This is a genomic window from Catenulispora pinistramenti, from assembly GCF_018274385.1.
GTDB lineage: Bacteria > Actinomycetota > Actinomycetes > Streptomycetales > Catenulisporaceae > Catenulispora > Catenulispora pinistramenti.
The window spans coordinates 1-11,332 of sequence record NZ_JAAFYZ010000292.1 but is presented as its reverse complement, the minus strand read 5'-3'; the positions used below and the strand labels follow the sequence as shown (position 1 = coordinate 11,332).

The window sequence follows — 11,332 nt, the reverse complement described above, 5'->3', positions numbered from 1 at the left end:
GTGGAGGACGGGGCCGAGGTGGTGGGTGCCCCGTTCGGCTCACCGCCGGCGGCTGGGGTGTCCGGAACGGCCAGCACGGTCGTCGCCGCCGACGCCGGGTTCCCGGCCGGGTCCGAGCGCAGCAGGGTGATCATGCCGGCGATCGCGGTGAGCAGGGCGGCGATCCCGGTCAGGACGGCGGCCAGGGGTTTGGCGTTCTCGGCGAAACGGCCGCGGTGCCGGCCCTCGCCGGTCTGGCGCCCGCCCGATCCGCTCGTCACTTCCACCCCTGTGAATGAGAGCCTTGACGCACGTCAGGCTAGCCGTCCCGCAGCCGGTCGGCCAGATGTCCGATGCCCGGCTCCGGATCCGGACCCGGCACCGGACCCCAGCCGCCGACCCAGACCCAGCCCCAGACCCAGCCCCGGCTCAGCGCCGCGGCGGACTGGGCTGCACCGGACGCGGCGCGGGCGGGGGCAGCGGTCCCGGCGGCGGATCCTTCGGCGGCCGTTGCGGATTGGTGGCCAGGCTCGCCCGCCTTCCGGCCACCGGCAGGAAGTCCCACGTCGCCGCCTCCGGTCCGGTGCGGACCGTCAGGAACACGTCGAAGCCGTCCGGGACGCCTGATCGGTCCCCGTTGCGCAGCGGCGGCGGTTCGGTCCAGGCGGCGCTCACGAACCGCACCGGGACGTGCCCGAGGTACTTGCGGGCCCGGGAGCAGTCGGTGCCGAGGATCGACCGGCCCAGGCACGCCGCGCACAACAGCAGACCACTGTCGGGGTCGCGCCCGACGGCGTTCCCCGCGCAACCGCAGGAATGCTGACACCGTCGCATCGTTCCTCCCGCCTCTCGGCAGCGGAGTCGAGCGTAAGCCCGGGCGGGTGACGTGAGCAGCGGGTTCGTTGTCGGGATCACCCGGATGAGTGGCCTTCGCCGGGCCGCGCCTGCGACTTCAGTCGCACCCACCCGCCCGTCTGGAGTCGTACGCGGGGCCGTGGATCACCGCCCGGCGACTACCCGCCAGACCAGCCCGTCGGCCGACGACCGGGACCCCCTTTGATACCTACGGTTTCCTTGGGCTCGGAACCGCCCGCCCACATCGCGGTCCGGCCCCTCACACCACCACAGCCAGCAACAGCCACCAGGTTTTCCGGAGGGGTTCCATGTCCGCCATCACCCGAGCGTTTCGAGAAAGCCCAGAGTCCGCGCCCGGCGGCTACGCGGTCCTCGCCCGCGATCTCGTCAAGACCTACGGCTCCGGCGCCACCGCGGTCCGCGCCCTGGACGGCGTCACCGTCGGCTTCGGCCAGGGGGAGTTCACCGCGATCATGGGCCCGTCCGGGTCCGGCAAGTCCACGCTGATGCACTGTCTGGCCGGGCTGGACGCCGCCACCGCCGGCTCGGTGCAGATCGGCGGCGTGGAGCTGACGAAGCTGAACGACAAGGCCCTGACCCTGCTGCGGCGGCGCCGGATCGGCTTCATCTTCCAGTCCTTCAACCTGCTGCCCACCCTGACCGCCGAGCAGAACATCCTGCTGCCGCTGGACCTGGCCGGCCTGAAGCCGCCGAAGCAGTGGTGGGACCAGGTGATCGGGGTCCTGGACCTCGGCGGGCGGCTCAAGCACCGGCCCGGCGAGCTCTCCGGCGGCCAGCAGCAGCGCGTGGCCTGTGCGCGGGCCCTGATGAGCCGTCCGGAGGTGGTGTTCGCCGACGAGCCGACCGGCAACCTGGACTCCCGGTCCGGCGCCGAGGTGCTGGCGTTCCTGCGGATGAGCGTGCGGGAACTGGGCCAGACCGTCGTGATGGTCACCCACGACACCACCGCGGCCTGCGCCGCCGACCGCGTGGTGTTCCTCGCCGACGGCATCATGCGCGGCGACGTGCTGTCCCCGACCCCGGATTCGGTGACCGCGCAGCTGCGCATGATCCGGCCGGACCGCGTCGCGGCCGGGGAGTGACGCGGCGATGTTCAAGACGGCACTGGCGAACCTGCGGGCGCACAAAGCCCGCATGCTCCTGTCCTCGATCACCGTGCTGCTCGGCGTCGGCTTCGTGGCCGGCACGCTGATCTTCACCGCCTCCATCAAGGAGTCCTTCTTCGACAGCTTCGCCCGGCAGGCCAAGAACGTCGACGCCGCCGTGACCCCGGCCGGCGGGCTGCGGGTGTCGAGCATTGAGAACCAGCAGGACAAGAAGACGGTCGACCCGGCCGCCCTGGACGCGGTCCGCGACCTGCCGGACGTCGCCTCGGCCGAGGGCCGGGTGCTGGGCCCGGCGCCGGTGCTGGACAAGACCGGCAAGGTGGTCAAGGAGAACGGGAACACCGGGGTCGGCGTCGCGTTCCCGACCGACGCCAAGCTCGGCTACTTCGACTTCTCCTCCGGCCGCGCCCCGGCCGCCGCCGGCGAGATCGCGATGGACAAGGCCACCGCCGAGGACCGGCACTTCGCGCTCGGCGACGCGGTGACCGTGATCGACCACGGCGACCAGCCGGAGAGCTTCCACCTGGTCGGCATCTTCGACACCAGCACCGACAAGACCTACGCCGGCGAAACGGTCGTCGGCTTCACCACCCCGACCGCGCTGCGGGTCACCGGCAGCGCCGGCTACGACCAGATCGCCGTGCGCGCCAAGTCCGGGGTCGGCCAGGACCAACTGGTCACCGAGCTCAAGGACCTGCCGGTGCTGGACGGCAGCGGCGACACGTTCTACACCGGCGCGCAGCTGACCACGGAGCTGGCCAGCCAAGCGACCGGCTACACCAGCGGGTTCGGCACGTTTCTGCTCGTCTTCGCCATTATCGCAGCGCTGGTGTCGGCACTAGTCATCCAGAACACATTCCAGATCCTGGTAGCGCAGCGAGCTCGCGAGCTGGCGCTGCTGCGCTGCGTCGGGGCCACCCGCCGGCAGGTGTTCGGCAGCACCCTGATCGAAGCGTTCGTCTTCGGCACGCTCGCGTCGGCCGCCGGGTTCTTCGCCGGTATCGGTCTGTCCATGGGGTTGTCCGCGCTGCTCAACGCGGCCGGGCTGAACATGCCGACCGATCACCTGGTCATCGATCCGAGCGCCGCGCTGTACTCGATCGGCCTGGGCCTGCTGCTGACGGTCGGTTCCGCGGTGCTCCCGGCCCGTGCCGCCACCCGTGTCGCCCCGGTGCAGGCGCTGTCGGCGCAGCTCGGTGAGACCCGGGTGACCCGCAGGGCCGGGCGGGTGCGCGTCGGCGTCGGCCTGCTGCTGGCGCTGGCCGGTATCGCGGTCGGCTACGCCGGGATGCAGACCCAGGACCGGAGCCGGGGGTTCATGGTCCTCACCCTCGGCGCCATGGTCACCTTCATCGGCGTGCTGGCCCTCGGCCCGGTGATCGCCTCGCCGGTGATCCGGGTCCTGGGCTGGCTGCCGGGCAAGGCGTTCGGCCCGACGGCGCGGCTGGCCACGGCGAACGCCGGCCGCAACCCGCGCCGGGTGGCCGCCACCACCGCCGCGCTCACCATCGGCATCACCCTGGTGACGATGTTCACCGTGGTCACCGCCTCCATCAAGGCCTCCGCCACGGACTCCATCAAGCAGCACTTCCCGTTCGACTACCAGGTGGTCTCCGAGCCCGACCGGTCGGTCCCGGGGGACGCCGTCGCCAAGCTCAGGGCCCTGCCCGAGCTGGGCACGGTCGCGGCCGAGTACGACGGCAAGATCACCGTGAACGGCGGTTCCGAGCGGGCCGGCGCCATCGACGCCGTCGGCTACCACACGCTGATCAACCCGATCATGAAGCAGGGCTCGATCAGCGACGTGGTCCCGGGCACCGTGGCGTTGCAGGACAGCCGGCTCACCTCCCTGCACACGGCCATCGGGCAGACCGTCACGGTCACCGGGCCGAACGGCGGTCCGGCCCTGACGCTGAAGGTCGTGGCCAGCTACCAGGACAGCGGCATCGGCATGCCGGAGACGACGATCTCGGTCGCCGACTTCCAGCACCTGGACCCGGCACAGGGCCCGGACACGGTCAGCGTGCTGGCCAAGTCCGGCGTCACGCTGGCGGCGTCCCGGGCCGCGATCGAGGCCGCGGTCGCCGGCGACCCGCTGCTGACCGTGAACAGCGTCGCGGACTACAAGAACCAGCTGAACACCAGCCTGAACCAGATCCTGGCGATGTTCACCGCGATGCTGGGCCTGGCGATCCTGATCGCGCTGATCGGCATCGCGAACACCCTGTCCCTGTCGGTCCTGGAGCGCACCCGCGAAAGCGCCCTGCTGCGCGCGCTGGGCCTGACCAGAGCGCAGCTGCGCCGGATGCTGATGGTCGAGGCGATGCTGATGGCGGTGCTCGGGGTGAGCCTGGGCATCGTGATGGGCGGCGGCTTCGGCTGGGCCCTGGTGCACCTGGTGGCCAAGGCCACCGGCGTCGGCAGCCTGGCGATCCCCTACACGCAGCTGCTGATCTATGTCCTGGCCGGGGCTCTCGCGGGCGTGCTGGCCGCGGTCGTCCCGGCTCGCCGGGCGGCACGGCAGACGGTCGCCACGGCGATCACGGAAGCCTAGGAGGGGAGCCGCCCGGCAAAAACGGGGGACAAGCGGCCCTGCGCACTCAGTGCGCAGGGCCGCTAAGTGTTCTGGGAGCTGCTTACTGCAAGTACCCCTCGACCTCGCCGACCGCGCGGGCCTTGGCATCGCCCGGGTTCTCGCCGGTCTCCTGCTTGGCCCGGCGCTGCCGCAGCAGGTCCCAGCACTGGTCCAGCTCGACCTCGGCGGCCTTGAGGGCGGTCAGGTCCTCGGGTGTGGGATTCGGGTGCGACCGCAGGTGATGCTCCTGATCGACAAGCTCTTTGATGCGCGCGCCGATGCCGGCGTCGTTGGTGGTGTCAGCCATGGGACCACCGTATGCCGCCGCGCGATGCGGCGCAGTTCTTCGTGATCCACGCGGGCAGCAACGAGGTCCGCGGCAAAGAAGCGCGCAGCAAAGAAGCGCGCAGCAAAGAGGCCGACGCCAAGCGCCGGCCTGGGAAAGCGCGGACTAGAGCCCGATCAGCCGCTTCAGTCGACGGAACGGCGCGCGCAGCCACAGCGCCCGCTCCGAACGCCGGGCCCCGCCGGTCCGGGGCAGGACCGCGATCATGGTCGCCAGCGCCTCGGTGGCGTTGTCGTCGCCCTGCGCGGCCGGTGCGTCCACCATCGCCGCGAAATGCCGGTCGAGCCGGTCCGCCACGGCCTGGTTGCCCAGATTCAGCGGCGGCACACCGACGCGCCGCGGCGGGGTCATCGGACCCGCCGTCGAACCGCTCGCCTGAGACATCGCCACCCTTAAAAGGTAGCGCATCGCGCCCCACCCGGCACAGAGGTTCGGTGTTCCGTTATCCCGTTGTGCCGAGTGCTGAATGTCACACCGGATCAGGACCCTGTCTGACCAGGGGCTGACCCGGTATGCGGGACAGAGTTCTGAGATGCCGCCGAATCGCGGTGCCGGCGGGCACCGGGTTCTGCTACGCGGCCGGCTGTCTTCACCTGCCGGAAGCGGTGGTCACAGCCCGGGCGGGAAGTTGTAGGAGGACGGGACCTGCGGGGTCTGGCTCTTCGCGCCGACCCAGACCGCGATCTCATCGTGCGCCTTCAGCACGTACTGTGCCGGGTCGCCGGCGATCTCCTTGCCGTTCACGATCACGTGCAGCGCCTGGTCGGCGTCGATCGCGACCGGACCGACCTGGGCGGCGGTCAGCGGCTGGCCCCACTCGGTGAAGAACTGCCCGAGCTTGAAGGGCGTGTCCTTGGCGGACTCGATGTGCATCACGCCGCTCGTGTCGTGGGTGTGCAGCGCGGTGATGGTCTGCGCGTTCTCGTCGATGCCGACGTACTGCGGCACGGTGACCGGCTTGCCGTCGACGATCACGTCCAGGTGCGCGTGGTAGTGGACCTGGAGCATCTCGCTGCCGAGCATCGGCAGCCCGGCCTTCAGCGCGGTCGAGGACTGGTCGGGGTTGCGCGGCCAGTCAGTGCTGAATCCTTTGGACGAACCGCTGGAGGCGGTCGACGAGCACGCGGTCACTATCAGGGCCGTCACCGTCGCCGTGAGGCCGATCGCGGCACGCTTGGGGATACTCATGCGGCCCAACCCTACCGACGCCGGAAGGGTCCCCAGTTCGAATTCGAACAGTTACCGCCGTGAGCATCCTCACCTGCGCGTCGGGAACATCGGGGCGGCCCGCGCGAAGCCGAAACGGGCGGCGCATCAGCGCCGCCCGCCTCAGAGGACCCAGGGATCCCAGGGGTTCCCGGTGGATCCGTCAGTACGCGTCCAGCCCGGCGCCACCGGCCCCGCCGGGCTCACCGAACCCGCCGTCCACGCCGTCCTCGCCGGTCAGCACCGCGCCCACCAGCACCGGCAGCGCCGCCGTGACGTCCGCCGCGACCGGCACCTGCAACCGCACCACCGGCCCGCCGCCGACCCGGGCGAACCCGCGGCCCGGGGGCAGCACCGCCGGCCCGCCGATCTCCAGCGTGCCGCCGAACAGCGCCGTGGACGCCCCCGGCGGCAGCTGGCCCAGCCCGACGCGGGCGTGCGCCTGGTTGCGGACCGTGGCCCGCAGCTCGGACACCCGCTCGGCCCGGCAGGACAGCACCACGGTCACGCCGGTCGTCCGGCCGGCCCGCATCAGGTCGGCCAGCAGGTCCTGCGGATCGGCCAGTCCGGCCCGGGCCGCCGCCTCGCCGAGCGAGGCCAGCTCGTCCACGAACAGCCACAGCGGCTTGGCCAGCTCGGCGATCAGCGTGTCCTCGGTGTCCCCGAGGTCGCGCAGCCGTTCGGCCCGGCGGGTGGACTCCGCGGACACCCAGTCCAGCAGGTCCATCGCGGCCGGCGCCGCGGACTCCACGCGCAGCACCCCGTCGCGGCCGGAGAACTCCTCGAAGTGCCCGGTGTGCTCGGCGTCGATCGCGGTCACCAGGTGGCCGTGGCCGATCGCCTGGGCGGCCAGCGAGCGCAGCAGGTTGGACTTGCCGCTGCCCAGCACCCCGGCCACCAGCAGGTGCGGCTCGGCGGCGAACCGGCCGTGCCGCCAGACCACCGGGGCCAGCTCCACCACCGGCACCTCGCCGCCGGGCTCGGCGCCGAGCTGCACCGGGATCAGGCGCGCGGTCGAGGTGGGGTCGGTGAAGCCCAGGACGTACTCGATCTCGGCGACCTTCCAGGGCTGGGCCGGGATCCCGATCGGCAGCGGCGGCAGGATCCGGACGGAGAGCTTGTTGCCCTCCTCGTCCCAGTCGTAGAGGTACTCGTTGGACTGGCCGATCTTGCCCTCCAGGGCTCGCTCGACCTTGGCCCGGGAGTCGTGCTCGCCGTCCTTGAAGAACGGGGAGTACTGGAGCTTGAGCGCCACCAGCCGGTCGGCGTCGTCGAACTCCCATTCGGAGAAGCCGTCGCGGTAGCCGCCGCCGGGCTTGAACCGCTCGTCCGGGTCGTGGGTGTCCATCAGGTAGGGCACCAGGCCGTTGTAGGCCGACTGCAGCCGGGCCACGTGCGCGTCGCTCTCCGGGTCCTTGCCCGGATCCGGGCGGTCCCGGCCCAGGTAGGTGGCCCCGGCCGCCCAGATCGCGATCAGCAGCAGCACGCCGTACGGCTGGAAGCCCACGGCCACGGCGCACACGGCGAAGACGAAGACCACCAGGTCCCGCCACTCCTTGTGCTTCTCGTGCCCGCCGGCCTCGATCCAGTACGTCTTGGCGTCCGCGGCCATCTGCTTGGTCCCGCGGACCAGCACGACCGCGGGGTGCCCCACGTCCAGCGCACGCGCCTTGGCACGCTTGGAGACGTGCCGGGTGCTGTTCGAGTAACGGCCGACGGCCTCCGTGATCGGGTGGTCACGGAAGCCGCGGGCCAGGCGCTGGATGGGGTTCTCCGACCCCACCGATCCCGCCATGTGTGTTCGACCCCTTAGCTCTCAGCTCTTCATCGCCGTCACGGCCGCCAGCGGCCGGGCTAGAAGTGCAGGTTGCTGATGAAGCTGGCGATGGAGGCGCCGCTCTGCTTGATGTTCGGGGCGATCGAGGTCGACGCCAGGTAGAAGCCGAGCAGTGCGCACACGATCATGTGCGAGACCTTGAGCCCGTCCTTGCGGAACAGGATGAAGGTGATGATGCCCAGGAGCAGCACACCGGATACCGAGAAGACCATGACAGCGACTCCTTCGCCTGCGAGTGCCCGGCGTTCTTTCGGTCGCCGTGCGTTCTACCTTGTGATGCGGTCGGCTATGGAGAGTGGCCGTCGCCCGGCTGGCGGGGCCATTCGTTCCCGATGGGAGATGAAAACCAGATTCAGATGAAGCTCACTTCTGGATTCTCGCCCAGGGGGATCGGCTTTTATAGCTGGAATGCGGTCGGAAGGGGTGGAGATTCACCCGAGCGGCGCAGCTGGCCCGGCTCGGCCGGAACGGGAGTGCGAACGGGTGATGCCGGTGGGAACCCCGAGGTGGACGGGTTCTGATCCGGGTGTGAAGAGCGCACGGGGGAGTACCCCCTTGCCAAGACAGGCTCAAGGAGTTGATGGTTTCCAGCCGATGGATACGGGCCGCGATCGCGCGATCGGGTGCCGGATTACGCGTATTGAATTACCGGTGGTGAAGTATCGGCAGGAAGTATCGGCGCTGATTCACCGGGTCACTTCGGCGCGACGGCCCACTCGCCCCGCTTCATCACGCCGCACACTTCCAGTTCGTCGTCCAGGACGACGAAGTCGGCGAATTTGCCGGCCTCGATCGAGCCGACTTCGTGGTCCAGACCCAAGGCCCGCGCCGGGGTCAGCGCGGCCGACACCGCGGCCTCCTGGATCGACAGGCCCAACTCCCGCACCGCGCGCCGCAGCGCCACGTCCATCGTCAGGGTGCTGCCGGCGATCGAGCCGCCGCCGGCCAGCCGGGCCACCCCGGCCGACACCTCCACGTCCAGCGCGCCGAGCCGGAACATGCCGTCCGGCTGGCCGGCCGCGGCCATGGCGTCGGTGATCAGCGCGACCCGGTGCGGGCCGACGGCGTTGAAGACCATGCCGATCACCGCCGGGTGCACGTGGATGCCGTCGTTGACCAGCTCGACGATCACGTTCTCGTCCTCGATCGCGGCCACCACCGGGCCGGGCTCGCGGTGGTGCACCCCGGGCATGGCGTTGAACAGGTGGGTGGCCACCCGGGCGCCGTTGGAGAACGCCTCCTCGGTGATGCCGTAGCCGCCGTCGGTGTGCCCGACCGCGGCGATCACGCCGGAGTTGGCCAGCAGCGCGGTGGCCTCGATGCCGTAGTCCAGCTCCGGGGCCAGGGTCACCATCTTCACGGTGCCGCGGCCCGCGGCCAGCAGCGGCCGCAGCAGGGCCGGGTCCGGCGCGCGCAGCAGGGCCGGGTCGTGGGCGCCGCAGCGGGCCTTGGAGATGAACGGCCCCTCCAGGTGCAGCCCGGCCAGCAGTCCGTCCTCGACCAGGCCGGCCAGGTCGGACAGGTAGCGCTGCAGGTCGTCCAGCTCGGTGGAGACCGTGGAGGCCATGATCGTGGTGGTGCCGTGTGCGCGGTGGAAGGCCGCGGCCCGCACCGCCTGCTCGACGTCGCCGGAGCTGAAGGCCGCGCCCCCGCCGCCGTGGTTGTGCATGTCGACATAGCCGGGCAGCAGATGGCGTCCGGCCAGGTCTATGGACGCCTCGTGCGGGTCCGTGTTGGACGGTTCCGGGGCGGAGCCCGCCGGGCCCACTTCGGCGATCCGGTGGCCCTCCACGCGCAGCCAGCCGTCGGCTCGTATGCCGTCGGGGAGGACGATCCGGGCGTTCGTCAGCAGTGTCATCGCAAACCTGTCGGCAGAAATATAGGAGCGGATGGAGCGGGCAAGGCCGGACTCGGTACCTGATTTGATTGGTATAGACCTGTAAATGACGGACCCACGGTACGCCATAGGGGTGTATGGGTGCGGTGTGGGTCTCCAGCCGTACTCTGGTCTGCATGAACAGCAGCGAGTCCGGGGGCGGATTGACGGACCGGGACCGCGCGATCCTGGCCTTCGAGAAACAGTGGTGGCGCAACGCCGGCAGCAAGGAGCAGGCGATCCGGGAGCGGTTCCAGATCTCTGCGACCCGCTACTACCAGTTGCTGAACGCGCTGCTGGACGACGAGGCCGCGCTGGCGTTGGAGCCGGAGGTGGTCAAACGCCTGCGCCGGTTGCGCGCCGCACGGCAGCGCGCCAGGTCCGGACGGGTGAAACGGGTGTCCGACATCGGCCCGGACGCCGACGGGGAGCCCCGGCCTGTGTCTAATGAAGGGCATGACCGGGACCGAGCCGCTTGACCGGGGACCCGCCGGGCCCGCTGCGCACGAGGGGCCGGCGTACCGGGATCGTCTGGGGCTGGTGAGCGAGCCGCGGCCGATGAGCCGCCCGGCGCTGCTGGCCGCGGTGGTGGCGGTCTGCGGCGCCGGATTGCTGGCGGGCCTGGGCCTGTTCGGCGGCGCTCCGCCCAAACCGCGTCCGGCCCCCGCGGCGAGCGTCGTGAAGACCGTCGTGCCGCTCGGTTCGCGCGTCGGCGAGCCGGTCCGCGAACGCCCGGTGCACCGGCTGCATACCCACCATCCCGTGGCGCACGTGCTGCATACTGCCCACAAAATGCACTCGGTGAACCACGAGAGGCATTCCGCGGTCCACGAAGTGTCTCGTCACCTACACAAGGCCGCATATAAGGGGAGTGCCGGCCACGGCGCTCCACACAGCGCCGGCCGACACTCCCCGGTCCACAAGGGGCTCAGGAAGCCTGAGCCCGCGGCCACTGCGCGGCCCGCAGCGCCTTCTGGGACGCCGCGTACAGCATCGCGACCGTCATCAGCAGCGACAGGCCCAGCAGCGTCGCGGTAGGCGAGAACCACTGCAGGGTGGCGCTGGCCACCAGCATCCCGGCGGGTATCCCGATCGTCAGGAACATGTCCAGCGCGGCGGCGGTCCGGCCGCGCTGCTCGTCCGGCACCGCCTGCAGGATCAGTACGTTGACCATCACCACCGCGGACGGGATCACCGCGCCGCTGAGCGCCAGGAACGCGGCGTCCACGGCCGGGGCGGCGAAGCAGGTCATCCCGATGTCGCCGACCGCGAACACCATGCAGGCCACGATCACCAGCCAGCCGGGCCGCAGCACCTTGTGCAGCGGCTTCACCAGCGCGGTCCCGACCAGCCCGCCGAGCGCCATCGCCGCGACCACCAGGCCGGTGGTGCCGGAGGCGGCGTGGTTCTGGTGCATCCGCACGATCAGGCTCAGGAAGACCGGGTAGCCGGCGGTGTTGACCAGGCACAGGGCCAGCGTGGTGGCCCGCATCACCGGGTTGCCCATGATGGTCTTCAGCCCGAGCAGCAC

10 protein-coding genes and 2 pseudogenes are annotated in these 11,332 nt (G+C 70.9%); 3 read left to right on the top strand and 9 right to left on the bottom strand.

From position 1 onward, the window contains the following. Window positions 1–260: pseudogene (locus tag KGQ19_RS44125) on the bottom strand (hypothetical protein); the annotation flags it as partial. 148 nt (window positions 261–408) lie between these two features. Further along, window positions 409–813, bottom strand: a complete 405-nt coding sequence (locus KGQ19_RS44120) for a hypothetical protein (RefSeq protein WP_212020842.1) — start codon at window positions 811–813, stop codon at window positions 409–411. A gap of 329 nt (window positions 814–1,142) precedes the next feature. Here KGQ19_RS44120 and KGQ19_RS44115 point away from each other — a divergent pair, with 329 nt between their 5' ends. Both KGQ19_RS44115 and KGQ19_RS44110 read left to right on the top strand, forming a co-directional pair. Continuing rightward, window positions 1,143–1,937 carry an ABC transporter ATP-binding protein gene (locus KGQ19_RS44115; protein WP_212020840.1) on the top strand — a complete coding sequence of 265 codons (795 nt, stop codon included), beginning with the start codon at window positions 1,143–1,145 and terminating at the stop codon, window positions 1,935–1,937. A 7-nt stretch (window positions 1,938–1,944) separates the two neighbouring features. Then, entirely contained in the window at window positions 1,945–4,515 is a 2,571-nt protein-coding gene (locus tag KGQ19_RS44110; protein WP_212020838.1) for an ABC transporter permease, read from the top strand. An 82-nt stretch (window positions 4,516–4,597) separates the two neighbouring features. Here KGQ19_RS44110 and KGQ19_RS44105 read toward each other — a convergent pair whose 3' ends face one another. The 6 genes from KGQ19_RS44105 to nagA form a co-directional block, all read right to left on the bottom strand. Then, window positions 4,598–4,843 (bottom strand): DUF2630 family protein, encoded by a 246-nt coding sequence (locus KGQ19_RS44105; protein WP_212020836.1) that lies wholly within the window; start codon window positions 4,841–4,843, stop codon window positions 4,598–4,600. 144 nt (window positions 4,844–4,987) lie between these two features. Continuing rightward, on the bottom strand, window positions 4,988–5,272 hold the full coding sequence (locus KGQ19_RS44100) for a hypothetical protein (protein WP_212020834.1): 285 nt from the start codon (window positions 5,270–5,272) through the stop codon (window positions 4,988–4,990). A 219-nt stretch (window positions 5,273–5,491) separates the two neighbouring features. Continuing rightward, window positions 5,492–6,070 (bottom strand): hypothetical protein, encoded by a 579-nt coding sequence (locus tag KGQ19_RS44095; protein ID WP_212020832.1) that lies wholly within the window; start codon window positions 6,068–6,070, stop codon window positions 5,492–5,494. Window positions 6,071–6,251: 181 nt separating this feature from the next. Next, entirely contained in the window at window positions 6,252–7,883 is a 1,632-nt protein-coding gene (locus KGQ19_RS44090) for an ATP-binding protein (protein WP_212020830.1), read from the bottom strand. A 59-nt stretch (window positions 7,884–7,942) separates the two neighbouring features. Then, window positions 7,943–8,137 carry a hypothetical protein gene (locus KGQ19_RS44085; RefSeq protein WP_015796679.1) on the bottom strand — a complete coding sequence of 65 codons (195 nt, stop codon included), beginning with the start codon at window positions 8,135–8,137 and terminating at the stop codon, window positions 7,943–7,945. A gap of 482 nt (window positions 8,138–8,619) precedes the next feature. Beyond that, a complete protein-coding gene (gene nagA, locus KGQ19_RS44080; protein ID WP_212020828.1) occupies window positions 8,620–9,783 on the bottom strand; it encodes an N-acetylglucosamine-6-phosphate deacetylase in 1,164 nt (387 codons plus the stop codon). A gap of 155 nt (window positions 9,784–9,938) precedes the next feature. Here nagA and KGQ19_RS44075 point away from each other — a divergent pair. Next, window positions 9,939–10,190 (top strand): annotated as a pseudogene (locus tag KGQ19_RS44075) (DUF3263 domain-containing protein); the annotation flags it as partial. A 539-nt stretch (window positions 10,191–10,729) separates the two neighbouring features. On the opposite strand, the gene KGQ19_RS44070 reads toward KGQ19_RS44075, so the two are convergent. Continuing rightward, the coding region (locus KGQ19_RS44070; RefSeq protein ID WP_212020827.1) for an MFS transporter at window positions 10,730–11,332 on the bottom strand (603 nt) is incomplete at its 5' end.

Coding starts and splice junctions, on each gene's coding strand:
- KGQ19_RS44120 (WP_212020842.1), bottom strand. CDS start 813: ATGCGACGGTGTCAGCATTCCTGCGGTTGCGCGGGGAACGCCGTCGGG.
- KGQ19_RS44115 (WP_212020840.1), top strand. CDS start 1,143: ATGTCCGCCATCACCCGAGCGTTTCGAGAAAGCCCAGAGTCCGCGCCC.
- KGQ19_RS44110 (WP_212020838.1), top strand. CDS start 1,945: ATGTTCAAGACGGCACTGGCGAACCTGCGGGCGCACAAAGCCCGCATG.
- KGQ19_RS44105 (WP_212020836.1), bottom strand. CDS start 4,843: ATGGCTGACACCACCAACGACGCCGGCATCGGCGCGCGCATCAAAGAG.
- KGQ19_RS44095 (WP_212020832.1), bottom strand. CDS start 6,070: ATGAGTATCCCCAAGCGTGCCGCGATCGGCCTCACGGCGACGGTGACG.
- KGQ19_RS44090 (WP_212020830.1), bottom strand. CDS start 7,883: ATGGCGGGATCGGTGGGGTCGGAGAACCCCATCCAGCGCCTGGCCCGC.
- KGQ19_RS44085 (WP_015796679.1), bottom strand. CDS start 8,137: ATGGTCTTCTCGGTATCCGGTGTGCTGCTCCTGGGCATCATCACCTTC.
- nagA (WP_212020828.1), bottom strand. CDS start 9,783: ATGACACTGCTGACGAACGCCCGGATCGTCCTCCCCGACGGCATACGA.